We start from the raw sequence: 24,379 nt of genomic DNA, 5'->3' as shown, positions 1-24,379 counted from the left end.
GGGCCGTCCGGCAGCCTCTATGATTCGGCACACTTTCCTGCACGGACACTCACAAGCAATGCGGGGCCAACGGTGAGCGGAACCCCAGACGGAACCGGTTCGGCGGCCGACAGCATCCGATCGGCCGTTACGGAGCGTCACAACACGGTGTCGGCAACGGCAATTCCGGTCCGATCCGAGTCCGAACTGCACGATTACCGGGCCGCCTTCAACGCGGCCCACCTCGCCATGGCCGTCGTCGACCGGGACGGCCATGTCGTGGCCGCCAACCAGGCCCTCGCGGGCCTGCTCGGCACCGAGCCGCACGCGCTCGTCGACCAGTCCGCCGCCGACCTGGTGGACCTGGCCGCGGAGGCCCGCACCTGGCAGGCGTACCGCGAGGTCCTGCGCGGCCGCCAGGCCAGACTGCGCTGCACCCGCCGGCTCAAGCACCCCGACGGGCACTCGCTGTGGACCGAGGTGACGGTGGGGCCGGTCCCGGGGACCCGTGACGTCCTGCTGTCCGTCGCCGACATCAGCGACCGGCGCGACCTCCAGGCCCGGCTGCGGCACCTCCAGATGCACGACCCCGTCACCCGGCTGCCCAACCGGGCGCTGTTCTTCGAGCGGCTCTCCACCGCCCTGGAGGCCTCTTCGTACGAGCACGGCGGCACCGGTCGGATCGGGCTGTGCTACCTGGACCTCGACGGGTTCAAGGCCGTCAACGACACCCTCGGCCACCGCGTCGGGGACCGGCTGCTGACCGCGGTCGCGGCCCGGCTGACCCAGTGCGCCGACCAGTCCGGGTACGGGCGCACGGGCGGACACCTGGTGGCCCGGCTCGGCGGCGACGAGTTCGCACTGCTGGTCGAGGAGTCCACCGGCACCGAGCAGCTCGCGGACCTGGCGCGCAGCGTACTGGCCGCCTTGCAGGAGCCCTTCGACCTGGCCGGGCAGCGGCTGTCGGTCTCCGCCTCGATCGGTGTGGTGGAGCGCGACGCGGCCGGGACCTCGGCGACCGGGCTGATGCAGGCCGCGGACACGACGCTGTACTGGGCCAAGGCGGACGGCAAGGCCCGCTGGACCCTCTTCGACCCGGAGCGCAACGCGCACCGCATGACGCGCCAGGCACTGTCCTCGACGCTGCGGCCGGCCGTGGAGCGGGGCGAGTTCGCGCTGGAGTACCAGCCGCTGGTGGATCTGGAGAGCGGGGCGGTGCGCGGGGTCGAGGCCCTGGTGCGCTGGAACCACCCGCAGTTCGGCACGCTGACGCCGAATCGGTTCATCGGAATTGCGGAAGAGGACGGCTCCATCGTCCAGTTGGGGCGCTGGGTGCTGCAGACCGCCTGCCGACAGGCCAGGCGCTGGCAGATCGAGCAGCCCAGCGACTCCCCCGTCTTCGTGTCCGTCAACGTGGCGGTGCGCCAGGTGTGGGACTCCGACCTGGTCGGCGACGTCGCGGAGATCCTGGCCGACACCGGACTGGCGCCGCAGCTCCTGCAATTGGAGCTGACGGAGTCGGCGGTGATGGGCTCGGCCGGGCGGCCGCTCCAGGCCCTCCAGGCACTGAGCGACATGGGGGTGCGGATCGCCATCGACGACTTCGGCACCGGGTACTCCAACCTCGCCTACCTCAGCCGGCTGCCGGTGTCGGTGCTGAAGCTGGACGGCTCCTTCGTCCGGGGCTTCCGCTACGAGGAGGGCACCCACCCGAACCCGGCCGACGAGACCATCGTGGAGGCGCTGGTCCAGCTCGCGCACCGGCTGGGCCTGACGGTGACGGCGGAGTGCGTGGAGACCGCCGGCCAGGCGGCCCGGCTGCGCCGCGTCGGCTGCGACACCGGGCAGGGCTGGCTGTACTCGCGCGCGGTGGCCCCGGAGCGGATCGCCGAGATGATCGCCGACCGGCCCGGCACCCTCCCGTGACGCGGCGCACGGCCGCCCCCGCCCCCCTGGGGAGGAGGCGGGGGCGGCCGGCGCTCGGCGCGGGGTGGGGGGATCAGCAGGCGCCGAGGTCCTTCCAGACACCCCATTCACCGGTGGTGCCGGGCACCTCGTTCTGCGTCCACCACTGGGCCTTCCACTTGCGGCCGTTGTACGAGACCTCGCTGCCACCGGTGTAGATGGTGCCCGCGACGTAGGCCGCGGCGGTGCAGCCCGTGGTGGGCGGCGTCGTCGGGGGCGTGGTCGGAGGCGTGGTGGGCGGCGTCGTCGGAGGCGTCGTGGGCGGGGTGGTGGGCGGCTGCGTGGTCCCGCCGAGGGCGTCCGAGATCTGGTTCAGCAGGGTGGTGTTGGCGTCCAGACCGAGCAGGGAGTACATCATCGCGCCGGCCAGGCCGCGCTGCTTGCCGTAGTCGACGCGGGCCTGGATGGACCGCTGGTTCAGGCCGGTGAAGAACTCGCCGTCCTTGAAGAAGTACGAGGCCTTGGCCTGGTCGTCCCAGAAGGTGTTCGCCGGGCTGTCGACGATCCCGCCGAGCTCCTTGTACAGCGCGATGCCGGCCTGCTGGCTGGTCGGCCGGGCCCCGGAGGCCTGGCTCGCCGGCTGGGCGAGGCCGTTGGTGGCGCCGGCCTGCACGCCCTTCCAGCCGCGGTAGTAGAACTCGTAGCCCAGGGTCAGCTTGTTGGCGGGGAAGCCGCCCGCGATCCCGTAGGCCGCGTTGCCGTCGATCCAGGAGTCGATGGCGTTCTTGATGCTGTACTTCTCGCTGCCCGGCGCGATCGGGTCGGTCGGGTCGGCGGAGGAGGGCAGCAGCGGGGACTGGTGGTACGTCGGCCCGTCGGAGTCCCAGGCGCCGTGCATGTCGTACGTCATGATGTTCGCGTAGTCGAGGTACGCGCCGATCTTGTCCGTCTCGATGTACTTGATCTTGTCCTGGCCGGCCGGGAGCGCGGAGGTCAGCAGGTACTTCTTGCCGCCGTTGGCCGCGCCGTGGGCGTCGAGCTGGGTGCGGAACTCCTTGAGCAGGAGCGTGAAGTTCTGCTTGTCCTCGGGGGCGTAGTGGTTGCCGAGGTGGCCGCCGGACGAGCCCGGGTACTCCCAGTCGATGTCGATGCCGTCGAAGATCCCGGCCGCGCTGCCGACACCGCCGTAGCCGCCCTCGACCGGCAGGTTGCCCTTGATGTACTGGTCGATGCAGGAGGAGACGAGCTTCTTGCGGGAGGCGTCGGTCTTGGCCGCGTCGCTGAAGTACTTCGAGTACGTCCAGCCGCCCAGCGAGATGTTGATCTTCAGGTTCGGGTACTTGGCCTTCAGCTGCTTGAACTGGTTGAAGACGCCGACGATCGGCTGGTCCCACTTGTCGGCGACCCCGCTGACGCTGTCCGCGGCGCTGAAGGACTTCTGGTAATCGGCGTACGAGTCGCCCGCGCCGTCGCCGGCGTTGGGGTTGTTGTCGTCGCCCGCCGCCTTGTTCGCCTCGAAGCAGGTGAGGTCGGTGGGGTGGATGTTGCCGAACGAGTAGTTGATGACGTCCAGCTTGCCCGCTATCCCACGGGTATCGAGGTGCTTGGGATAGAAGGCGTTCCCGTACACGCTCCACTGGTCGTAGTAGGCGATCTTGACGTTGCCGGCCGCGGCGGCGGCCGGGGCGTCCGCGGCCGCCGCGGTACCGAGCCCCGCGAAGGTGGCCAGCGCTCCGGCTGCCAGCGCGGCCGTGGCGGCGGCCGCGATGAGGGGTTTACGGATGTGCATGAACTGTCTCCGGGGGGTGGGAGGGGAGAGCAATCGATTCAGGTGGGAGAAGTGATAGCGATCACGCAAGGCCCGCGTCAATGGTTTGGACCAAAGAAGGACTAGACCACTCACGGCCCACATCCCCACGTCAGAGACTTGAGGGCACGTCAAAAACCGCCCGCCACCCCGGGTGACGAGCGGTTTAAGGTTGTCTTCAGCCATGCTCCCGCAAGGTTTCGGCAACAAACCAGCCGAACTGCGTTTCCACGCGGTCAACCGGCCGCGGGGGCCTCCACCGGCATCCCGTACGCATCTGCGACGAGCCCGTACGAGCGCAGCCGGGCTTCTCCGCTGTGGGCGTTCGAGGTCAGCATCAGCTCGTCGGCGCCTGTCCGCTTCGCGAGGTCGTCGAGTCCGGAGCGGACCTCGTCGGGGGTGCCGTGGACGATGTTGGCCATCCACCCGTCGACGAACTCCCGCTCCGCCGGGGCGAAGGGGTACGCGGCCGCCTCCTCGGGCGTCGGGATCAGCCCGGGCCGCCCCGTGCGCAGCCGGAGCATCGACAGGGCGCCCGTCAGCACCTGGGCGCGGGCCGCCCCGGCGGTGTCGGCGGCGAGCGCCGCGACCCCGATCACGGCGTACGGGGCGTCCAGCACGGCCGAGGGGCGGAAGCTCTGCCGGTAGAGGTCGAGCGCGGGCAAGGTGCCGGCTGCCGAGAAGTGGTGGGCGTACGCGAAGGGCAGCCCGAGCTCGCCCGCGAGCCGGGCGCTGAACCCGGAGGAGCCGAGCAGCCACAGCGGCGGCCGTCCGGCCGGGCCCTGCACCGGGCCCGGTACGGCGTGCACCCGGGTGTAGGGGTGCCCGTCGGGGAAGTCGTCGTCCAGGAACCGGGTGAGCTCCGCGAGCTGGCGGGGGAACTCGTCCGGGGCGTCGCCCTGTCGCCCGGGCCCGCGCAGCGCGGCGGCCGTGCGCCCGTCGGTACCCGGCGCCCGCCCGAGCCCGAGGTCGATCCGCCCCGGCGCGAGCGCCTCCAGGGTGCCGAACTGCTCGGCGATGGCGAGCGCGGCGTGGTTGGGCAGCATGACCCCGCCCGAGCCGAGCCGGATCCGGGAGGTGTGCGCGGCCAGGTGGGCCAGGATCACGGCCGGGGAGGAACTGGCGACCCCGGGCATCGAGTGGTGCTCGGCGACCCAGTGGCGGTGGTAGCCGCGGGACTCGGCGAGCTTCGCGATCTCCACGCTGGTGCGCAGCGAGGCGTGGGCCGTGCTGCCCGCGCCGACGGTGACGAGGTCGAGGACGGACAGGGGTACCGGGGCCCGGCCGAGGGCCGTGCCCCGGATGCCGCCCTGGTCCGGGCGGCGCCCGCCGCGACTCCCCTGCTGCTGTGCGTCCCCGGTGTCACTCATCGTCGCTCCCGCCTCGTTGTGCCGTTCGTACGACATCCGTACACGTCCGTACGAAGATTTCGAACTCTCGACGGCGGCCCGGCATTCCCGGCGCTCCGGGACAACGCGCGTGACCATGGCATATGCCAGGCGGGTAGATCCAGGCAGGGGGACATGATTGAGCCATCAATCTCATCAACAGGCGCTCCACGTGGGCCTCTTGATGGCTATCGTGGTAGGGCAAGCGGTAACAACCTGCTAGGGGGAAACCGTGGCGCTGAAGCCCGAGCCGACCGCGCCGTTCCACTCGGTGCAGTACGCCCTGCGCGTACTCGAAACGGTCGCCCGCCATACCGGCGGCGTGACCGATGTACAGATCGCACGAGAGACCGGCCTGCCCGCGGTCCATCTCGCGCCGATGCTCCTCATGCTGCGCCGGGAGGGGTACGTGCTCCAGGTGTCGGACGGCGCCTACGCGATAGGCGACTCCCTGGTGCTGCTCGGCTCCGGAGTGGACCGGCAGACGGCCCTGCAGAGCAAGCTGCAGGAGACCCTGGACCGGCTGCGGGACTCGGTGGGTGCGGCGGTCTACATCAGCCGGTACGTGGACGGCGAGGTCCGGATCACGCAGTTCGCGGACAGCCCCCGCACTCCGAAGGTGCACGAGTGGGTCGACTTCCGCTCTGCTGCGCACGCCAGCGCGGTCGGCAAGTGCCTGCTGACCCAGCTCGACCTGAACGGGCGGCGCGACCACCTGTCCCGCCACAAGATCGCCCGGCTGACGTCGAAGACGATCGTCAACGAGCGGATCCTCTTCTCGAAGCTGGACAGCCAGCCCGCCACGGTGCCGATGCTGGACCTCCAGGAGTACGCGGTGGGCACCGTCTGCGCGGCCGTCCCGATCACCGCCGGCTCCTCGGTCGGCTGCCTGGCCCTGTCGCTGCCGGTCGAGCATGCCCACCGGCTGCGGGCCGCGGCCGACACCCTGAACCGCAAGGCCGCACCACTGCTGCTGTCGCTCACCCTGTGACCCCTGCGGCGCCCGGCCGGACGGGGAGGCCCGGAAAACACTTCGGGCGGTTCCCGGTGAACCGGAAACCGCCCGAAGGACAGGTGCGCCGCCAGGGACTCGAACCCCGGACCCGCTGATTAAGAGTCAGCTGCTCTAACCAACTGAGCTAGCGGCGCCTGCTGACAGAGAAAATACTACCTGGTCATCCGGGGTGCTCAAAACCATCACCCGCGCTCCAGGAGGACCAGGCGCTCCTGGGCCCGGTAGGCCGCGAGGAGCCCGGCCAGCGCCGCCTCGTCCAGGAGCCGGTACGCCGCCTCCCCCCGGGGCCGCCACCACACCGGGTCCGGGCCGCGGGCGCCTCCCGGCGACGGCCGGGGGAGGAAGCCCGCGCGGCGCAGGCCGACCCGGTGGACCTTGTTCGTCGCCGTGGTCGGCATGGCTTCGAGTACGCGGACGTAGCGCGGGGCCATCTTGGTGCCCAGGTCCGGCTGCGCGGCCAGGAAGGCCGCGAAGGCGTCCGGCGAGAAGCTCGCCCCCTCGCGCAGGGCCACGGCCGCCATGACCTGATCGCCCGCGACCTCGTCCGGGACCGCGTACACGGCGACCGCGGCCGCGTCGGACCAGCGGGCCAGGATGTTCTCGATCACCGCCGCGGCCAGGTTCTCGCTGTCGACGCGCAGCCGGTCGTCGGTGCGGCCCGCGAAGTAGAGGAAGCCGTCCGCGTCGCGGAAGAAGAGGTCCCCGGTCCAGTACCAGCCCTCGCGGGTCCGCGCGGCCTCCGCGTCCGGGTTGCGCCAGTACCCCTCGAAGAGGCTGCGGCCCTTGTTGACCAGCTCGCCGATCGCCTCGGCCCCGTTGAGCAGGCGGCCCCGCGGGTCGAGGACGGCCGCCGGGCACTCCAGGCCGGTCCCGGGGTCGATGACCGCCAGGTCGTCCCCCGCCCCGGCGCGGCCCAGTGCGCCCGGCGGGGTGTCCGGGGTGCGCTGTACGGAGGCTCCGCCCTCCGTGGCCCCGTAGCCCTCCACCAGCCGGACCCCGAAGCGCTCGGCGAAGCGCGCCGCGTCCACGGCGCCCGCCTCGGTGCCGAAGCCCAGGCGCAGCGCGTGCTCGCGGTCCTCCGGGCGGGGCGGGGTGGCCAGGAGGTACTGGACGGCGCGGCCGACGTAGGTGAAGTACGTCGCCCCGTACGCCCGGACGTCGTCGAGGAACGCGGACGCCGAGAAGCGGCGGCGCAGCGCCACCGAGGCCCCGCCGGCCAGCGCGGGCAGCCAGTCGGCGATGACGGCGTTGCCGTGGAACATCGGCATGCAGATGTAGTGGACGTCGTCCGGGGTGACCGCGAACTGCCGCGCGAGGGAGCCCCCGGCGCCGGCCAGCCGGCCCTGGGTGCAGATGGCCGCCTTGGGGGCGCCCGTGGAGCCCGAGGTGAAGTAGAGCAGCAGCCGGTCCTGCGGGCCGGGCGGGCGGCCGCCCAGCGTCGCCGCGCCGGGTTCGGCCGCCGCGTACGGGGCGAGCAGGGCCGCGTACTCCTCGGTGTCGGTCACCAGGATCCGTACGCCGGGCAGCGCGAGCCCGTCGAGGAGCGGCAGGTGGGTCCGCTCGGTCACCAGGATCCGGCAGTCGGTGTGCAGGATGTCGCGGGCCAGCTCCGGGCCGCGGCGGGTGGGGTTGATCCCGGCGACGGCGGCCCCCGCGAGGGCCGCCGCGCCGAGCCAGAACGGGAATTCGGGGGTGTTGTCGAGCAGCACCCCGACGTGCGGTTCCGCCCGCGGCGGCAGGAGGTCGACGAGCAGCGCGGCGCGCGCGGCGGCCTCCTGGGCGGTCCGGTGGCGGCTGAGGACGGTCTCCTCGAATGCCAGTCCTGGCCGGTGGTCGCCCCATTGGCGCGCGATGAGCTCCGCGACGGTTCCGGATGTCGTCCGCATGCCGCCGGAGGGTAGCTGACGTATCGTCAGAATTGAACGTCGGAACAGGCGTAGAAGGCGTTCGCCGTGTCGTTGACCGTCCAGACCGCCAGGATCAGGTGCCGGCCGCTCTTGCCGCTCGGCATCGCACCCTGGTGGACGGTGGTCATGGCGGGGCGGGCCCCGTTGTAGGCCACCGTGAGGAAGGGCTGGGGTTCGAGGTCGGCGCGGGTGAGGGCCCGGGTGCCGGTCCAGCCGTTCTTGGTGACGTAGTACTTGAAGTCGGTGGTGGAGTGGTTGGCGGTGAACTGCCACCGGAAGCCGTAGCTCTGCCCGCTGGTCACCTTGGTGGTGGGCCAGGCGCCGCCGCGGGGGTTGTCGAGCTCCGCGAACTGCGTGAGGCCGGCGGAACATATCTTGCCGTCGGCGGGGCCCGCGGCCGGGAACCCCTTGAGGCCCTCGACGCTCTGCGGCTCCCACTGGATGGCTCCGCAGTCGGCGACGGTCCTGTTGGCGCAGAGCTTCTGGCGGCTGATGGGGGTGTCGGTGTAGCCGTGGCTGCTCGCGGTGGGGGCCGTGAGGAGCGTGAGGGCGGTGACGACGCCGAGGCCGACCGCGGCGGCACCGGCCTTCCCGGCCTGGCCGGATCTGGGCATGCGGATGTTACGCATGATGCTCCTTGAACGTGGGGGGAGTTCGACGAGAGCGTGCGCACGCGTGGGGATGTTTAGGTCTAGACCAAGTCCCAGATTATTGACGGGAGTTGGCCATGTCCATACCAACGGAAGAACGGGTGGTCCGGTCCTTTCCGGCTCCACCCGTTCTCCTGGCTCCGCGCGGCGGCCCGTCCCGCCGCTGCCGGCGCGTCGCGACCTACTCCGCGCGCCCCGTGTAGAAGGCGACCGTGAGGTCCTTCACCAGCGCCTTGCGCTCGTAGTCGTCCAGCTCCACGAGCCCGCGCGAGGTGAGGCGGTGCACGGTGTCGTCGACCGCGTCCACCACCGAGGTCAGCACGGTGTCCCGGTGCTTGGCGTCGATCGCCGCGACCCGGCGCCGCCGCATGGCCTCGGCGACCTCGGGCGCGTACTCGATCCGGGTCGGCTGCGCCGAGTACACCTCCACGCCCACGGCCTCGGTCTCGGCCGCCAGCATCCGGGTCAGCGCATCGCCGACGGCCTCGGCGTCGCGCAGGGTCGGGGCGTCCTCGTGGAAGGCGTCGGCCGGGAGCTGGGACAGCACCCGGGCCATGGCCGATTCCACCTGCTCGGCCAGGTACTCGGTGTGGTCGGCGACGGCGAGCGTGGCGCGCGCGGTGTCCTTGACCTGCCAGACGACCTGGACGACGACCTGGAGGGCGAGGCCTCCGGAGTCGACGGCGGGCATCGGATCGCTGCGCCAGTGCCGTAGCCGTACGTCGACCCGGCGGCGCAGGAGCAGGGGGCTGACCCAGGTCAGGCCGGTACGGCGGACCGTGCCGCGGTAGCGGCCGAAGAGGGTGAGCACCCAGGCGTGGCCGGTCCGGGCCCGGCCGAGTCCGCCGAGGGCGAGGAGGGCGACGATGCCGAGGAAGGCGAGCGGGGGCCAGTGCGCCGCCTGGAGCCCCCGGTAGGCGCGGGGGGTCGCGCCGAAGGCGGCCACGAGCGAGGCGGGGACGGCTCCGGCCCGCCAGAGGACCGCCGCGCAGCCGGTGAGGGCGATCCCGCCGACGGCGACCCCGATCCAGCCGGGGATGACGGGGCCGTGGTGCTCGCGGAGCCGGTCGTCCCCGCGGGGCACCCGGCGTCCGGGGGCGGCCCGGCGGCCGGCCGGGCGCCCGGCCGGCGCGGCTTGGGCGGGGGCCATGGCCTGTGCGGCCCCGCGGAAGGGCAGGTGCACCGGCACGTCGGTCACCGCGGTGCCGGTGCCGCGGCCGGCGGCGGGCAGCTCCGGCACGTCGTCCCCCATGCCCCGGGCCACGGCCCGGGCAACGATGTCCGCCACCGCGGGCCCGGCTTGCGCCGGGTCGGGCTCGTCCCGTACGTACGGGGCCGCGGGCTCGGGGGTCGGCGTCGGCGGCTGCGCCACGGCCAGGGCCACGGGGGCGGGCCAGGGCTCGGGCGCGGACTCGGACTCGGGCGGCGCGGCCTCGTCCGCGGAGCGGGCGTGCTGCTCCGCCCCGGCGGACACCACCGCGGGCCAGGGGTGGCGCTGCCCGCACGCGGGCTCGGCCGCGAGGACGGCTTCGGGCGTGCGCAGGCGCTGGGTGGCCACGTCCGCGTGGGCCGCCTCGTCCTGCGGGTGCGGGATGTCCACCCCCGGCGCCGGTGAAGCGGCGTGGACCGCTCCGGCCTCCGTCTCCCCCCGCGCCGCCGGCACGTCGCAGACCGGCAGCACCGCGCCTTCGGCCACCGGCACCACGGCTCGCGGCGCGGGCTCCGGCGCGAGACCCGGAACGGGTTCCGGGGCGAAGCCGGAGCCCAGTCCCGGCGCGAGGCCGGACGCGGGTTCTGGCACGAAGCCCGAGCCGAGGCCCGGCGTGAAACCGGCCGCGGGTTCCGGCGCGAAGCCCGCGCCGAGGCCGGGCGCGAAGCCGGAGGCGGGTTCCGAGGCGAAGCCCGGCGCTCGGCCCGGCGCAGGTTCCGGTGCGCAGCCCGAGCCGAGACCCGGCGCAATGCCGGACGCGGGTTCCCGGGCGGAGCCCGACTCGGCGTCCGACGCCAGGCCCGGGGCGAGGCCCGGCGCGAAACCGGACGCGGATTCCCGGGCGAAGCCCGACTCGGCGTCCGACGCTCGGCCCGGCGCAGGTTCCGGCGCGCGGCCCGAGGCGAGGCCCGGCGCAAAGCCGGACGCGGGTCCCCGGGCGAAGCCCGACTCGACGTCCGACGCCAGGCCCGGGGCGAGGCCCGGGGCGGGCTCCGGCGCACGGCCCGAGGCGAGGCCCGGCGCGAAGCCGGACGCGGTTTCCCGGGCGGAGCCCGACTCGACGTCCGACGCTCGGCCCGGCGCAGGTTCCGGCGCGCGGCCCGAGCCGAGGCCCGGCGCGAAACCGGACGCGGGTTCCCGGGCGGAGCCCGACTCGGCGTCCGACGCCAGGCCCGGGGCGAGGCCCGGCGCCAGGCCCGGGGCGGGCTCCGGCGCACGGCCCGAGCCGAGGCCCGGCGCGAAGCCCGAACCGGCGGCGGGCGCGAGGCCCGAACCGGCGGCGGGCGCGAGGCCCGGGGTCGGTTCCTGCGCGGAGCCCGCGGCAGCGGCGGCGGGGGTCCGTAGGGCCGGGGGGACCTGGAGGGTGCCCGTGGTCGATGTGGTGCGCGTGGGGTACATCGTTGCCTCCGTCATGCGAACAGCCGGCGCCAGGTTTCCGGGCCCGGATAGCCATTGGCCGAGGCGCCGCGCCAGCCCTGGGCGCGCTGGAAGGCCTCGACGCTGCGGCGGTCGGCCTCGCTCCAGCGGGGGCCCGGGCCGGACGTGTAGTTCTTGCCGAAGCCCTTCTTCACCAGCTGGCGGCCAAGGGCGGTGATGGACGGGTGGGACGCCCCGGGACGGAAGGCGGCCCGCCCCGGGTAGGCGGGGACCCCCGACGGGCCCGGTGCGCCCACCGCGCTGCCCGGCGTCGGCGGGATGTCCTTGCCCTGGTGGAGGGCCAGCAGCCGCCAGGTGTACTCGCCCGGGATGCCGTCGGCGTCCGCGCCCGTCCAGCCCTGGGCCCGCTGGAAGGCCTGGGTGGCCAGCCGGTCGGAGTCGGTCCACAGCTTGCCCGCGCCCTGGGGGTAGAAGCGGGCGCCGCCGCGCTCGATCAGCATCGCGCCGAGCTGGGCGACGTACTCGTTTTTGGCGCCGGGGCCGAACTTCGACGCGCCGGGGAAGGTCGCCGAGACCACCGGCTTGGCGCCCGGCGCGGGCGGTTCGGCGGGCGGGGGCTCTGGCACGATCCCGCCCGTCACCCCGTTGAACCGGTAGGGGATGTACTTCGCCGAGTTCTCCCAGTACCCGTACGGCGTAGCCTGCTTCCGCGTCGTCGGCCGGGTCTGTTCGTAGGCGATGTAGTGGCCCCGGGTCTCGTCGACCCAGCCGCCGAAGAGCACGACGTGCGAGCCCTTGTTGGGGTCCGCCGGGTTGTGGAAGAGCAGCATGTCCCCCGGCAGCAGCTCCTCCTTCGTGATCTTGGTGGCGAAGGTGTCGAGGCTGCCGGTCCACTCGTTCGTACCAAGGTTCCAGGCCATCGACACGTACCCCGAGCAGTCCTGCCGGTAGCCGTCCGTCCAGTACTCGGACATGCTGTAGGGGACCTGCGCGTCCAGCCACAGCTTCGCCCGCTTGATGATCGTCGTGCGGTCGATCCGCTTCACCGCGGGCGGCGCCCCCGGCCGCCCGGGCGTGCCCACCGGCCCCGGCTTCGCCGGACGGCCGTGCAGCGGGGACTTCGCGCCCTGCGGCGAACCGGGGTCGTCCAGCGAGACGGCCTCGGGGCTCTGCGCCGTCACCGCCACCGCGGCCCCGCCGCCACCGCCCAGGACCACCCCCGCCGCGGTGGCCAGGACCAGCGCCCGGCGGGCCCCGCGCGCGGCGGGGTGTCCGCCGTCGCGCAGCCGTATGGCCCGGCCGCGCGCGAGAGCGCGACGGCGCTGCGCGCAGCCCCGGCACACGCAGTCGCCGGCGGGCTCGTACTCCTCGAAAACGGGCATCGGCATCGACGTCGGCGTGCACACGTGCTTCGGAGGCTGCGTCGTCATGCGGTTCCGTCCACTCCCCTGCTCGTCCCCTACTGGCACTGATCGGGCGGGCCGTACCTGGCGGGGCGTCAGATAGGGCCGGGCCCAGACATATCGTGCACGATAAACACCTCAAACATGGGTTAATCGGACAACGCGGGCGCGGCTGGTCACGAGCACCACCGGAGGTGGGGTAGAGTTTTCCCTGTCAGCAAGCGCCGCTAGCTCAGTTGGTTAGAGCAGCTGACTCTTAATCAGCGGGTCCGGGGTTCGAGTCCCTGGCGGCGCACAGACGGAAGAAGCCCCTCGCAGCGAAAGCTGCGGGGGGCTTCTTCGTCGTGCCCTGCGGCCCTACAGTGGCGAGCGGGCCTCCCGCCGGTTCCCGGACTCCTCCCGCGCTCCGGGCATTCCCGCGCGGTCGAGGGCCGGCCGGCCGGCGGCCGGAGCGGAGCTTCCTCACGCCGCCGTGCCGGGCCGGATCCCGACGCCCGTCAGGTAGGCCGACACGACCACGTTCGCCGTGTACTGCTTGATCGTCTTGTCGTAGGTGCCGCCGCAGGTCACCAGCCTCAGCTCGGCCCGGCCCCTGACCCGCGGCCCGTAGGCCTTGTCCGGGTCGAAGCCCGCGCGCTCGTGGACCCGTACGTCCTCGATCGTGAACTCCGCGACCGATCCGTCCGTCCGCACCACGCGCACCTTGTCGCCCGGCTGCGCCGAGCTCAGGCCGTAGAACACCGCCGGCTTGGACTTCGTGTCCACGTGCCCGACCATCAGCGCGGTGCCGGCCGCGCCCGGCTGGGCGCCGCCGCGCCACCAGCCCACCGCGCCCGGCTGGTCGTACGGGGGCGGGTCGATCGCGCCTTGGGGGTCCAGGTCCCGGGCGATCACCGGGGCCTGGATGCCTATGGACGGTACGTCGACCCGCGCGGGCGCGGCCGCCGCCAGCGGGGCGTGCGCGACCGGCAGGCCCGGCAGCGCCACGCCCCCGGCCTGACCGGTGAGCGAGGCCGGGACCCCGGTGATCTCGCGGCCCCAGAGCCACAGCCCGAGCACCAGCACCGACCAGGCGGCGAAGGTCAGCAGCCGGCCGCCGCTGCTCGCCCGGCCCTCGTTCACTCGCCGCTGCGGCGGCGGCGCAAGGTCAGCGCCCGGCCCGCGACCGCCAGGGTGGCGACGGCGGCGAGGATGGCGCCGATCACCGTGTGCGGCAGGCCGGGGCCGTCGCCCTCGTGGTCGCGCTTGGCGGCGGCGGCCTGCTCGCCCGTCTGCGGCGCCGCGGCGTCGGCGGCGGCCTTGCCCTGGGCCTTGGCCTTGGCCGCCTCGGCGAGCTCCGCCTTCCGGGCGAGCTCCGCGGCCATGCCGCCGCCGCCCGCGTGGACCGGCCAGACGGGCGTGTGGTGCGGGTTGGGGTGGTGGTCGCGGCGGCGGACGATCTCGATGGAGCCCCACTCCCGGTCGCCGCCCCGGCCGCCGCACTTCACCCGGATGTCGTGCCGGCCCGGATCGGCCCAGGATCGGATCATCGCGTCACCCCACAGGGTGCGGCGGTCGTGGCCGGAGGACAGCCGGACCTCCGAGACGAACACGGAGGACTGGGCGACGGCCCAGTCGGCGTCACAGCCGTGGACGCGCAGTTTGACCTGCGCCCCCGGTTCGGCCGGGTTCGGGTCGGCCGAGACGCTGCCGCGGTTCCCCTCGTTCGCGAGGGCGATGGGCGCGGTCACGGCGGTGAGGGCCGTCAGGACGACGGCCACCCCGGCGGCACGGAGAGCGATCGGATCGGTGCGCATGGTGAACCTCCTCAACAAGGAGATTCACGCGCGACGCGCCGCTCCGCATCCGGAGCGGCGCTCTCTTGGCCCGTACGTGTCAGCCGAACGCGCTAAACGAGGTCGACCAGGTCAGCGATGGAGTTCACCGTCTTGGTGGGCCGGTAGGGGAACTTCTCGGTGTCCTCGGCCGAGGTCAGTCCGGTCAGCACGAGGAAGGTCTGCATGCCCGCCTCCAGCCCGGCCAGTACGTCGGTGTCCATCCGGTCGCCGATCATCGCGCTGCTCTCGGAGTGCGCGCCGATGGCGTTCAGACCGGTCCGCATCATCAGCGGGTTGGGCTTGCCGGCGAAGTACGGCCTCTTGCCGGTCGCCTTGGTGATCAGCGCGGCGACTGCACCCGTGGCCGGGAGCGGGCCCTCGGTGGAGGGGCCGGTCTCGTCCGGGTTGGTGCAGATGAAGCGGGCCCCGCCGTTGATCAGCCGGACGGCCTTGGTCATGGCCTCGAAGCTGTAGGTGCGGGTCTCGCCCAGGACCACGTAGTCGGGCTCGTGGTCGGTGAGGATGTAGCCGATGTCGTGCAGGGCGGTGGTCAGACCGGCCTCGCCGATGACGTACGCCGTGCCGCCCGGGCGCTGGTCGTCGAGGAACTTCGCGGTGGCCAGCGCCGAGGTCCAGATGTTCTCGACCGGGACGTCGAGGCCCATGCGGCTCAGGCGGGCCTGGAGGTCGCGCGGGGTGTAGATGGAGTTGTTGGTCAGCACCAGGAAGGGCTTGCCGGAGTCGCGCAGCCGCTTGATGAAGGCATCGGCGCCGGGGATCGGGGTGCCCTCGTGGATGAGGACCCCGTCCATGTCGGTGAGCCAGGATTCGATCGGCTTGCGCTCTGCCACTGGACTGTTCTCCGCTCTCGGTGGCGTCTGACCTCTGGGACCTGTGGTCTCGACCACCCTATCCGGGCCGGGCCGCGGACGCGTTCGGCGTCCACGGCCCGGACGGATCAGCCGAGCCGGACGTTGTCCACGGTCCAGAACCAGTTGTTGGTGCCGCTGTAGCGGAAGTGGACCCGGACGTCGGTGGCGCCGGCCGGGACCTGGAGCGCGAGCGACTCGGAGCGGGCGACGGCGTCCGCGGTGTAGGTCTTGACCACGGTCGGGGCGGCGCCGTTGTAGGAGACCAGGACCTGGGCGGTCTGGCCCGTCTCGTGGCGGTAGTGCGTCTGGAAGGTCAGGTTCTTCGTGGTGCCGCCGGACACCGCCCACTTGGGGGTGATCAGCGTGGAGTCGAAGGTGCCCGTGTGGGCCTTGTCGTCCCACTCGTCGGAGTCGGCCACGGCGAACACGTCACGGGAGCGGACGTTCAGCTCGCGCCACTGGTCGCGCTGCGACTGGGTCCAGAACTCGTCCGTCGCGAAGGCCCAGCCGGCCCACTCGGTGACACCGCCGGTGCCCATCTTGGAGTTGTCGACCGACCAGCCGGCCGGCGGGGTGTGCGTGAAGCCCTTGGTGCCGGCCGGGATGCCCGTCTCGTCCACGCGCGCCTGGAGGCTGGGGCGCAGGGTGTCGAAGGGGTCGCTGTCCGGGGCGTTCAGCGGGAGCCCGTCGATGGCGGGGCTGGTGATGCCGACCTGGCCGAGGGCGATGGCCGCGACGTCGACGAGCTTTACGTCGTCGCGTACCGAACCGGCCGGGATTCCGGCGCCCTTGGCGATGACGAAGGTGCCGCGCTCCGCGATGGTGGAGCCGCCGTGGCCGCCCGTGGCGGTGTGGCCGTGGTCGGTGGTGACCACGATCTTCCAGTTCTCCTGGCCGTAGGTCGGGCGGGACCGGACGGCGGTGAGGAGCTGGCCGACCAGCTTGTCCACGCGGGCGATGGTGTTCAGGTACTCCTGGCTGGCGGCGCCGGAGGTGTGGCCCGCGTGGTCGATCTCGCCGAGGTAGACGAAGGCGGCGTCCGGGTTCTGGTCGCGCAGTTCCGCGGAGGCCGCGGCAGCGATCTTCGGGTCCTCGCTGCCGTAGCCGTCGCGGTCGCCCTTGAGGCTCAGGCGCTTGTCGACCTTGGCCGAGAAGATCGGGCCGTTCTGGTCGGTGGAGGTGACCGGCTCCCAGTCGGCGGCCGCGTACGTGTTGAGCGCCGGCTTGGCGTTCTCGATGCGGGTCAGGAAGTCGGGGTACGCCGCGTAGTTCTTGCCGGTGAAGGAGTTGTCCTTCACGCCGTGCTTGTCGGGCCAGACTCCGGTGGCGATGGTGGACCAGCCCGGGCCCGAGGAGGTGGCGCCCATCGGGCCGGCGTAGAGGCTGCTGCGGGCGGTCAGGCCCTCGGCCATCAGACCGTTCAGGTGGGGGGCGTCGGCGACCTTGACGCGGTCCAGGACCGTGCCGTCGATGCCGATGACGAGGACCTTGTCGGTGTTGGCGGCGGCCTTGGCGGCGGGGGCGGCCGGGGCGGCGGTGGCGGCGTGCGCACCGAGGGCGGTGGCGAGCAGGGCGGTGGCGGTGGCGGCCACGGCGAGGGTCCGTCCGGACAGGACAGTGGGCACGTACTCCTCCGGGAGTAATCGTGGGGAAGGCGCTCGGACATGCGCCGGGTCCGGACCGAAGGTGCGGTCTTCGGTCCAGACCCGTTATGTAAGTGTCACGGTCCCGGTCCGGGGTGACCAGGAGGCGACGAGTCAGCTTCCGGTTGCCGACTTCCACGCGTCGACGTAGGCGGTGAGGTTCTTGTCGATGTCGGCCCAGTCCGGCTCGAAGATCTCGACACCGCCCATGAGCTTGGTCAGCTCGACGGCGTTGGCGTCGGTGGGCTTGACGTCGCTGCGCGCCGGGAAGCCGCCGCCGACCCCGCTGACCAGCTTCTGGGCGTCCTCACTGAGGAGGTGGTCGAGGAGCTTCTTGCCGTTCTCAGTGTGCGGGGCCTTGTCGAGCAGGCCGGCCGCGTACGGAAGGGCGAAGGTGGTGGGCCTGCCGCCGTCCTTGGCCGGGAACCAGATGCCCAGGTTCGGCATGGACTTGGACTGCGCGAAGTTCATCTGGACGTCGCCGTTGGCGACGAGGAGCTCGCCCTTGTCGGTCTTGGGCGCGAGCTTGCTGGTGGAGGAGGACGGGCCGACGTTGTTGGCCTGGAGCTTCTTCAGGTACTCCATCGCCGGCTCCTTGCCGCCGAAGTCGTGCATCGACTTGATGAGCACGGCGGTGCCGTCGCCCGCGACACCGGGCGTGGAGTACTGGAGCTTGCCCTTGTACTTGCCGTCCAGCAGCTCCTCCCAGGTCTTGGGGGCGGCGGCGAGCTCCTTCTTGTTGTAGATGAAGCCGAAGTAGTTGTTGACGACCGAGGTCCACTTGCCGTCGGCGGCCTTGTCGGCGCCCTTGACCTTGTCGGAGCCCTGCGGCCGGTACGTCTGGAGCAGGCCCTTGCCGTCGGCCTGCTGGATGAACGGCGGCAGCGTGATCAGTACGTCGGCCTGCGTGTTGGTCTTCTCGCGGACGGCGCGCTGCACCATCTCGCCGGAGCCGCCCTCGACGTACTTGACCTCGATGCCGGTCTTCTTGGTGAAGTCGGCGAAGACCTTGTCGTACCAGCCGTCGCCCTTGTCGCTCTTGAGGCCGTCGGCGCTGTAGACGGTGACGACCTTCTCGCCGCCGTCCTTGGAGTCGGCGGTGGAGGAGCCGCCGCAGGCCGTGAGGGAGACGGCGAGGGCGAGGCTGCCGGTGACGGCCGCGGCAGTACGGATCAGGAGCGCTCTGGGCATGGAACTTCCTTACGGGGAAAGGGAGTCAGCGGGGGAAGCGGGGGCGGGGAAACAGCGGAGGCCTCAGCGGTACGAGGCCTTGGTACGGATGCGCGAGACGGCCAGCAGCACCAGCAGGGTGGTGACCATCAGGACCACGGCGACGGCGGAGCCACTGAAGAGCGAACCGCGGTCGGTGGCGGTGAAGATGCGGACGGGCAGGGGCAGCCAGTCCGGCGGGTAGAGCATCATCGTGGCGCTCAACTCACCCATGGACAGGGCGAAGCAGAGCCCGGCGGCCGCGGTGAGGGACGGCAGCAGGAGGGGCAGTTTGACCCGCCACAGCACGTACGAGGGACGGGCGCCCAGGGAGGCCGCCGCCTGCTCGTACGCGGGGTCGAGACGAATGATGGCGGCCGAAACCGACTGGTAGGCGAACGCCGTGACAAGAATCGTGTGCGCCAGGATCACGATCGAGCTGGTGCCGTTGAGCAGCAGCGGGGGCTTGCTGAACGCCACGAGCACGGCGAGGCCCACGACCACCGACGGCACGGCGACCGGCAGCATGAACAGCGCGTCCAGGGACCGCTTCCCGCGCTTGCCCAGCGTGGCCGCGGCCAGCGCCGCCCAGCTGCCGACGGTGAGCGCGAGCAGGCTGGCGACCAGGGCGGTGACCAGCGAGGTGGTCAGTGCCTGGAGGGATTCGCCCTGGACGGCGGAGGCGTAGTTCGAGGTGGTCGGGCCGGAGGGGAAGGCGCCGGACCAGTGGGTGGCGAAGGAGGCCGCGACCACGACGAGCAGCGGCAGGGCGAAGAGGGGCAGGAAGAGGAGGCCGAAGAGGCCCCAGGCCGCCCAGCGGCCCGTCTTGCTATGCACCAGCACGCTTGCCCACCACCCGGTAGAGGCCGAACAGGCCGACGGAGATCGCGATGTTGACGACGGCGACCACGCAGGCGGCCGAGTAGTCGGATTCGAGGATCGCCTTGCCGTAGATGAGCATCGGGAGCGTGGTGACGTCCTTGGCTCCCGTGAAGAGGACGATCCCGAACTCGTTGAGGCACATGACGAGGACGAGGCTGCCGCCGGCGGCCAGGGCCGGGAGGGCCTCGGGGAGGATCACCCGCCGGATGATCCTCCCCGGCTTCGCGCCGAGCGAGGAGGCCACCTCCAGCTGCGCGGTGTCCAGTTGCGAGAAGGCGGCGAGCAGCGGGCGCATCACGAAGGGCGTGAAGTACGTGATCTCCGCGAGCAGGACGCCCCACGGCGTGGTCAGGAAGTGGAAGGGGCCGTCCGCGACGCCGAACACGTCGGTCCACAGCCCGTTGGCCATGCCGACCGTGCCGTAGAGGAAGAGGAGGGCCAGGGTGATGAGGAAGGAGGGGAAGGAGAGGAAGACGTCGATGAACTTCGCGACCGCGCGGGCCCCGGGGAAGGGGACGAAGGCGATGACCAGCGCGAGCGCGAAGCCGAGGACCAGACAGCCGGCGGTGGCGCCGACGGCCAGCCACACCGTGGTCCCGAGCGCCTCGCGGAAGCCGCGCGAGGCGAAGACGGAGGCGTACGCGTCGAAGGCGCCGCCGCCGTTCTCGGGGGTGAGGGACTGCTGGACGACCAGTGCGAGGGGGTAGAGGAAGACCACCGCGAGCACGGCCACGGGCGGCAGGGACCACACCCAGCGCGGAACCCCGCGGGGCGCCCGCGCGGCGCGGTCGTGCCCTTGCGGCGGGACGGGACCGCTGGTGCGGCCGCCGCCGCCCCCGCGCGGCTCGGCCCGCACACCGCGTCCGGCGCGCTGGGCCAGGGCGGCCCCGGTGCGCGGCGCGGCCTCAGCCATCGGACACCCCCGCGGCCAGCAGTACGGCGTCGCGCGGCTCGAAGTGCAGGGTGACGCGGTCGCCGAGGGCCGGGGTCTCGCGCAGTTCCGGGAGGTCCGCCTTGACCCGGTGGCCGCCGACGTCGACGTAGAGCCGGTGCGTCGCACCGCGCCACTGCACCTCGGTGATGGTGCCGGACAGGGCGTTGGGGCCGTCGCCGAGGCCGAGCAGGTGCGGCCGTACGCACAGGGTGGCGCCGGCCCCGACGGCCGCCCGGCCCGCGTCCAGTTCGAGGGTCCGCCCGGCGAAGAGCGCGCCGCCGGCGGCCACGGTCACCGGTAGCAGGTTGGCGTTGCCGACGAAGGAGGCGGTGAACTCGGTGCGCGGGGCCCGGTAGAGCTCCTGCGGGGTGCCGCAGTCCTGCAGCCGGGCCTTGTCCATGACGGCGATCCGGTCGGCCAGGGTGAGCGCTTCGACCTGGTCGTGGGTGACGTAGAGGATCGAGACGTCGGGCAGTTCGCGGTGCAGCCGGGCGAGTTCGGTGAGCATCCCGGAGCGCAGCTGCGCGTCGAGCGCGGACAGCGGCTCGTCGAGCAGGAGCACGCCGGGGCGGATGGCGAGCGCGCGGGCGATGGCCACGCGCTGCTGCTGCCCGCCGGAGAGCTCGCGGGGGTAGCGCTTGGCGTACGCGGCCATCCCGGTCATCTCCAGGGCCTCGGCGACCCGGCCGGGGACCTCGGGCTTGGGGGCCTTGTGCGCCTTCAGTCCGAAGGCGACGTTGTCCTCGACCCGCATGTGCGGGAAGAGCGCGTACTGCTGGACGACCATGCCGATGCCGCGCTTGTGGGGCGGGAGCGCCGTGACGTCCCGGCCGCCGATCAGCACCCGGCCGCGGACCGGCCGTACGAAGCCGGCCACGGCGCGCAGGGCGGTGGTCTTGCCGGAGCCGGAGGGGCCGAGCAGCGCCATGACCTCGCCCGGCTCGACGGTCAGGTCGAGGGAGTCCAGGACGGTGTTGCCGCCGTAGGCGACGCAGACCGCGTCGAACCGGATGCCGCTCACGCGCCGGGCTCCTGGGCCAGCAGCGCCGGGAGTCCGGCGATGGAGGCGAGGACGTGGGTGGCGCCGTGTTCCTGGAGGGCCGCGCGGTCGTGGGCGCCGGTGAGGACGCCGGCCACGATCCCGGCTCCGGCGCGGCTGCCGCTGAGCATGTCGTACGCCGTGTCTCCGGCGACCACGGTGTGGCGTACGTCGGCCACGGCGCCGGTGCGCAGGAAGGCGGCCAGCACCATGTCGGGGAACGGCCGGCCGCGGCCGCCCGCGTCGGCGGGGCACAGGGTGAGGTCGGCCAGGTCCCGCCAGCCGAGGGCGTCGAGGATGGCGTCCTGGGTGACCCGGGCGAAGCCGGTGGTCAGGACGACGGTGCGGCCGCCGGCGCGGAGCTCCTCGATGGTCTCGCGGGCGCCGGGGAGCGGGGCGACGAGACCGCCGTCGACGAGCCCCCCGTAGGCCTCCTCGAAGGCGGAGTTGGCGCGCCGGGCGAGCTCCTCGGTGCCGAAGAGGTGCCGGAAGACGGAGATCTTCGACTCGCCCATGGTGTCGCGTACGTACTGGAGCTTGGCGGCGTGGTCGGCGCTGCCGGGCTCGACGCCGAGGTGCTCGGCGGCCCGCTCGAAGGCTCGCTCGACGAGGCCGCCGTCGGCGACGGTGGTGCCGGCCATGTCGAGGACGATCAGGTTCTTCTCGCTGTTGTCGGTCATCTGACTTACCAGCCCAGTTCGTTCGCGGTGGTCTCGGCTATGGCGGGCGAGCAGGTCATGCCGCGGCCGCCGGGGCCCGTCACCAGCCAGACGCCTTCGGCCACCTGCTGGCGGTGGACGACGCGGGTGGTGTCGGTGCACTGCGCGTACACGCCCGCCCAGCGCCGCATGATCTTCGGCAGCGGGCGGCCCAGGAAGGACTCGACGACCCCGGTGAGGTGGTCGTAGGGGTCTTCGAGGGTGTCGAAGGCGAAGGGGTGCTCGTACTCGTGGGTGTCGCCGATGGTCAGTCCGCCGTCTTGGCGCTGGACCATCAGGAGCTGCATCTTGTGGGCGGCGGCGATCGGGGCCTGCGCCTGCGCGGCGGCCAGCGCGTCGAGGGCCTCGCCCCGGTACGCCGGGTAGTAGCGGAAGCTGTCGGCGTCCGCGACCGAGGTGGTCAGCGGCTCGCCGAGCGGGGCGGTCTGCATCATCTGGAGCCGGACCCGGCGCACGGGCAGGTCGGGGACCAGCTCGCGGACCAGGCCGGACAGCCATGCGCCGGTGGCGAGGACGACGGCGTCGCCCCGGTGGACGTCGCCGTGGTCGTCGCGGACGGCGCCCGCGCCGACGACCTCGCGGACCTCGCGGCCGGGCAGGAACGTGTAGCGGCCGGTGGCCCGCAGGGCCTCGCGCAGGTACGGCTGCGCGGTGCGCGGTTCGACGGCCGCGTCGCGCTCGCACCACAGGGCGGCTTCGAAGTCCCCGCGCAGGGCCGGGTTGATCTCCCGCGCCCGGGCGGCGGTGACCAGTTCGTAGCCACGGGCGGCGGCGTCGGGGCGGGCGACGGCCGCCTCGGCGACCGCGTACTCGTGGGCGCCCCGTACGGGGGTGAGGGAGCCGATCGCGCGGAAGCCCAGGCCGGGCACCTCCGCGCCGATGCGCTCCCAGAGCTCACGGGCCCGCAGGGCGGTGTCGAGCTCCTCGCCCCCGGCCCGTCCGCTGACCCAGATCTGGCCGAAATTACGCAGGGACGCTCCGCGGGCCTCCGCTTCTCGCTCGATCTGGACGACCTCGTGGCCGCGTTCGACTGCTTGCCAGGCGTGCATGGTGCCGACCACGCCGCCTCCGACGACTATGACTCTCACGTCGTCCACGGTGGCCGCGGCCCATGGACCGGGGGGATCCCCCCGGCAACGGGCCGGTGAACAGCCTCCGACGCTTGGACCAGACCCGTTACTGTTCCGTGATGCTGGTATGCACCTTTCTTCCCTTGATGACTGTTTGGCCGGGGACTATTCGGGCCGCAGCCGGGTCGTGAAGCTGAACCGGTCGCCACGGTAGAGCGAACGCACCCGCTCCAGCGGCCGGCCGTCCTGGTCCCTGGAGAAACGGTGGATGAGCAGCATCGGAAGGGCGGGCGGGGTGCCGATCAGCAGCGCCTCGCGGGGGGTCGCGAGCACCGTCTCCAGCTTCTCGTCGGCGTCGCCGAAGGAGATCCCGAGGCTGTCGTGGAGGTATCCGTAGAAGGAGGAATCCGGCTGGAAATCGTCGTCGAGGCGGGGTGCGCGGGCGACCCGGATGTAGGTGCTCTCCAGGCCGACGCGCTCGTCGTCAGCGAGCAGTACGCGCTCCAGGTGCCAGACGGGCTCGCCCGGCTCGGCGCCGATGCCGGCGGCCAGGTCGGGCGGGCAGGGGAAGCGCTCCAGGCCGATGAGGTGGCGGCCGGGGCTGCGGCCCTGGCGGCGTACGCCCTCGGTGTAGCTGGCGAGCGAGAGCGGCTGCTCCAGCTTCGGCCCGGCGACGACGGTCCCGCGGCCGGAGCGGCGCAGCCGGCCCTCCAGCAGCAGCTCGCGCAGGGCCTGGCGGACGGTCTCTCGCGAGACCTCGTACCGCTCGGCGAGATCGCGCTCGGTGGGCAGCAGCCCGCCTTCGCCGAGCTCGTCGAGGAGCTCGGCGATGCGGGCCTTGACGGCGTAGTACTTGGGGATGCGGCCGTGCTCCGGAATGCCGGCCCGCACCGGCTGGCCGGGCCGATGGGGCTGATGCCGGGTCTGTTCTTCCACCCTCGGACTGTACGTGGGCGAGGTGTACGGAGATCACGGGCGCGGGGCCGGGGGCGCCGGAGGCGCCGGGGGCGGGGTGCGGGTCCGCCGCTGGGGCCGGGGGTCCCGCCGCGGGCGGCCGGGGGCGGGTTGCGGGTCCCGCTGCGGGCCGCCGGGTGCGGGGCGCCGGGCAGCGGGGTTGCGGGTCCGCCGCCTGCCCGCCGGATGCGGGTTGCGGGCTGCCGGGCGGAAAGTGCGGGCCGCGGGGCACCGGGGGCGGGGGCCGCGGGGGGCGCACGGTGCGGGCTGCGGGGCTGCGGGGTTGCGGGGTTGCGGGCCGCCCGGGCGCGGGCGGCGGCGCGCGAGGCTGCGGGTCCTGCCACGGGCCGCCGGAGGCGGGCAGGCCACGGGGTGCGGGGCGCGGGGCGCGGGGCGCGGGGGCGCCGGGCCCGGCGGCGGGGCATCGGCGTGCGGGGTTCCGGGGGCGTGGGCGGGCCTGGCCGGGTGGGGGAGGCCTCCGGGCCGTTGCGCACCGCTGCCGCGGCGCCCGGTGCTGTGCTGGGGCGGGGCGTTGGGCTGGGGGTGGGTTGACCGGGTGGCCGAATGGGGGTAAACCCGTGTGATCCAGGCGTGGCGGC

General features: G+C 73.0%; 19 protein-coding genes and 2 tRNA genes. 3 read left to right on the top strand and 18 right to left on the bottom strand.

All coding sequences use genetic code 11. From position 1 onward, the window contains the following. Positions 1 to 72 precede the first annotated feature (72 nt). Positions 73 to 1,905 (top strand): putative bifunctional diguanylate cyclase/phosphodiesterase, encoded by a 1,833-nt coding sequence (locus ACZ7GJ_RS22050; RefSeq protein ID WP_470753972.1) that lies wholly within the window; start codon positions 73 to 75, stop codon positions 1,903 to 1,905. Between the two features lie 73 nt (positions 1,906 to 1,978). On the opposite strand, the gene ACZ7GJ_RS22045 is transcribed toward ACZ7GJ_RS22050, so the two are convergent. Then, the gene (locus tag ACZ7GJ_RS22045) at positions 1,979 to 3,673 is read right to left on the bottom strand and encodes a glycosyl hydrolase family 18 protein (protein WP_470753970.1); all 1,695 of its coding nucleotides are present in this window, start codon (positions 3,671 to 3,673) and stop codon (positions 1,979 to 1,981) included. A gap of 254 nt (positions 3,674 to 3,927) precedes the next feature. After that, entirely contained in the window at positions 3,928 to 5,061 is a 1,134-nt protein-coding gene (locus ACZ7GJ_RS22040) for an LLM class flavin-dependent oxidoreductase (RefSeq protein ID WP_470753968.1), read from the bottom strand. Between the two features lie 250 nt (positions 5,062 to 5,311). Here ACZ7GJ_RS22040 and ACZ7GJ_RS22035 point away from each other — a divergent pair, with 250 nt between their 5' ends. Then, entirely contained in the window at positions 5,312 to 6,070 is a 759-nt protein-coding gene (locus ACZ7GJ_RS22035) for an IclR family transcriptional regulator (protein WP_470753967.1), read from the top strand. Between the two features lie 84 nt (positions 6,071 to 6,154). Here the strand turns inward: ACZ7GJ_RS22035 and ACZ7GJ_RS22030 are convergent. The 5 genes from ACZ7GJ_RS22030 to ACZ7GJ_RS22010 all read right to left on the bottom strand — a co-directional run bounded on the left by ACZ7GJ_RS22030 (position 6,155) and on the right by ACZ7GJ_RS22010 (position 12,626). Next, positions 6,155 to 6,228 (bottom strand) — tRNA-Lys (locus ACZ7GJ_RS22030). A 48-nt stretch (positions 6,229 to 6,276) separates the two neighbouring features. Next, a complete protein-coding gene (locus tag ACZ7GJ_RS22025; protein ID WP_470753965.1) occupies positions 6,277 to 7,980 on the bottom strand; it encodes an AMP-binding protein in 1,704 nt (567 codons plus the stop codon). Positions 7,981 to 8,006: 26 nt separating this feature from the next. Further along, the gene (locus ACZ7GJ_RS22020) at positions 8,007 to 8,630 is read right to left on the bottom strand and encodes a lytic polysaccharide monooxygenase auxiliary activity family 9 protein (RefSeq protein ID WP_470753963.1); all 624 of its coding nucleotides are present in this window, start codon (positions 8,628 to 8,630) and stop codon (positions 8,007 to 8,009) included. Positions 8,631 to 8,832: 202 nt separating this feature from the next. Continuing rightward, on the bottom strand, positions 8,833 to 11,259 hold the full coding sequence (locus ACZ7GJ_RS22015) for an SPFH domain-containing protein (protein WP_470753961.1): 2,427 nt from the start codon (positions 11,257 to 11,259) through the stop codon (positions 8,833 to 8,835). A gap of 11 nt (positions 11,260 to 11,270) precedes the next feature. Next, positions 11,271 to 12,626 (bottom strand): peptidoglycan-binding protein, encoded by a 1,356-nt coding sequence (locus ACZ7GJ_RS22010; protein ID WP_470754084.1) that lies wholly within the window; start codon positions 12,624 to 12,626, stop codon positions 11,271 to 11,273. 236 nt (positions 12,627 to 12,862) lie between these two features. On the opposite strand from ACZ7GJ_RS22010, the gene ACZ7GJ_RS22005 reads away from it, so the two are divergent. Further along, positions 12,863 to 12,936 (top strand) — tRNA-Lys (locus tag ACZ7GJ_RS22005). Between the two features lie 167 nt (positions 12,937 to 13,103). Here ACZ7GJ_RS22005 and ACZ7GJ_RS22000 read toward each other — a convergent pair. The 11 genes from ACZ7GJ_RS22000 to ACZ7GJ_RS21950 all read right to left on the bottom strand — a co-directional run bounded on the left by ACZ7GJ_RS22000 (position 13,104) and on the right by ACZ7GJ_RS21950 (position 23,762). Further along, complete coding sequence (locus tag ACZ7GJ_RS22000) at positions 13,104 to 13,763, bottom strand: class F sortase (protein WP_470753959.1); 660 nt, start codon at positions 13,761 to 13,763, stop codon at positions 13,104 to 13,106. Beyond that, positions 13,760 to 14,437, bottom strand: a complete 678-nt coding sequence (locus ACZ7GJ_RS21995) for a hypothetical protein (RefSeq protein ID WP_470753958.1) — start codon at positions 14,435 to 14,437, stop codon at positions 13,760 to 13,762. The genes ACZ7GJ_RS22000 and ACZ7GJ_RS21995 overlap by 4 nt, the downstream gene beginning before the upstream one ends. Positions 14,438 to 14,529: 92 nt before the next feature. Continuing rightward, entirely contained in the window at positions 14,530 to 15,309 is a 780-nt protein-coding gene (locus ACZ7GJ_RS21990) for an HAD-IIA family hydrolase (RefSeq protein WP_470753956.1), read from the bottom strand. A gap of 107 nt (positions 15,310 to 15,416) precedes the next feature. After that, positions 15,417 to 16,955, bottom strand: a complete 1,539-nt coding sequence (locus ACZ7GJ_RS21985) for an alkaline phosphatase family protein (protein ID WP_470753954.1) — start codon at positions 16,953 to 16,955, stop codon at positions 15,417 to 15,419. Positions 16,956 to 17,087: 132 nt separating this feature from the next. After that, entirely contained in the window at positions 17,088 to 18,164 is a 1,077-nt protein-coding gene (locus tag ACZ7GJ_RS21980; protein WP_470753952.1) for a 2-aminoethylphosphonate ABC transporter substrate-binding protein, read from the bottom strand. A gap of 63 nt (positions 18,165 to 18,227) precedes the next feature. Beyond that, entirely contained in the window at positions 18,228 to 19,025 is a 798-nt protein-coding gene (locus ACZ7GJ_RS21975; RefSeq protein ID WP_470753950.1) for an ABC transporter permease, read from the bottom strand. Continuing rightward, positions 19,012 to 19,977 (bottom strand): 2-aminoethylphosphonate ABC transporter permease subunit, encoded by a 966-nt coding sequence (locus tag ACZ7GJ_RS21970; protein WP_470753948.1) that lies wholly within the window; start codon positions 19,975 to 19,977, stop codon positions 19,012 to 19,014. The genes ACZ7GJ_RS21975 and ACZ7GJ_RS21970 overlap by 14 nt, the downstream gene beginning before the upstream one ends. Next, entirely contained in the window at positions 19,970 to 21,019 is a 1,050-nt protein-coding gene (locus ACZ7GJ_RS21965; protein WP_470753947.1) for an ABC transporter ATP-binding protein, read from the bottom strand. Before ACZ7GJ_RS21965 ends, ACZ7GJ_RS21970 begins: the two co-directional genes overlap by 8 nt. Further along, positions 21,016 to 21,717 carry a phosphonatase-like hydrolase gene (locus tag ACZ7GJ_RS21960; RefSeq protein WP_470753945.1) on the bottom strand — a complete coding sequence of 234 codons (702 nt, stop codon included), beginning with the start codon at positions 21,715 to 21,717 and terminating at the stop codon, positions 21,016 to 21,018. Before ACZ7GJ_RS21960 ends, ACZ7GJ_RS21965 begins: the two co-directional genes overlap by 4 nt. A 5-nt stretch (positions 21,718 to 21,722) precedes the next feature. Further along, positions 21,723 to 22,844, bottom strand: a complete 1,122-nt coding sequence (locus ACZ7GJ_RS21955) for a TIGR03364 family FAD-dependent oxidoreductase (RefSeq protein WP_470753944.1) — start codon at positions 22,842 to 22,844, stop codon at positions 21,723 to 21,725. A gap of 147 nt (positions 22,845 to 22,991) precedes the next feature. After that, a complete protein-coding gene (locus tag ACZ7GJ_RS21950) occupies positions 22,992 to 23,762 on the bottom strand; it encodes a GntR family transcriptional regulator (RefSeq protein WP_470753942.1) in 771 nt (256 codons plus the stop codon). Between the last annotated feature and the right edge of the window lie 617 nt (positions 23,763 to 24,379).

Source organism: Streptomyces sp. NPDC037242 (genome assembly GCF_055604165.1).
The sequence above is the reverse complement of the archived record's forward strand: the minus strand, read 5'-3'. Positions and strand labels throughout refer to the sequence as shown.

Coding starts and splice junctions, on each gene's coding strand:
- ACZ7GJ_RS22010 (WP_470754084.1), bottom strand. CDS start 12,626: ATGCCGATGCCCGTTTTCGAGGAGTACGAGCCCGCCGGCGACTGCGTG.
- ACZ7GJ_RS22025 (WP_470753965.1), bottom strand. CDS start 7,980: ATGCGGACGACATCCGGAACCGTCGCGGAGCTCATCGCGCGCCAATGG.
- ACZ7GJ_RS22020 (WP_470753963.1), bottom strand. CDS start 8,630: ATGCGTAACATCCGCATGCCCAGATCCGGCCAGGCCGGGAAGGCCGGT.
- ACZ7GJ_RS22045 (WP_470753970.1), bottom strand. CDS start 3,673: ATGCACATCCGTAAACCCCTCATCGCGGCCGCCGCCACGGCCGCGCTG.
- ACZ7GJ_RS21980 (WP_470753952.1), bottom strand. CDS start 18,164: ATGCCCAGAGCGCTCCTGATCCGTACTGCCGCGGCCGTCACCGGCAGC.
- ACZ7GJ_RS22040 (WP_470753968.1), bottom strand. CDS start 5,061: ATGAGTGACACCGGGGACGCACAGCAGCAGGGGAGTCGCGGCGGGCGC.
- ACZ7GJ_RS21970 (WP_470753948.1), bottom strand. CDS start 19,977: ATGGCTGAGGCCGCGCCGCGCACCGGGGCCGCCCTGGCCCAGCGCGCC.
- ACZ7GJ_RS21995 (WP_470753958.1), bottom strand. CDS start 14,437: ATGCGCACCGATCCGATCGCTCTCCGTGCCGCCGGGGTGGCCGTCGTC.
- ACZ7GJ_RS22015 (WP_470753961.1), bottom strand. CDS start 11,259: ATGTACCCCACGCGCACCACATCGACCACGGGCACCCTCCAGGTCCCC.
- ACZ7GJ_RS21960 (WP_470753945.1), bottom strand. CDS start 21,717: ATGACCGACAACAGCGAGAAGAACCTGATCGTCCTCGACATGGCCGGC.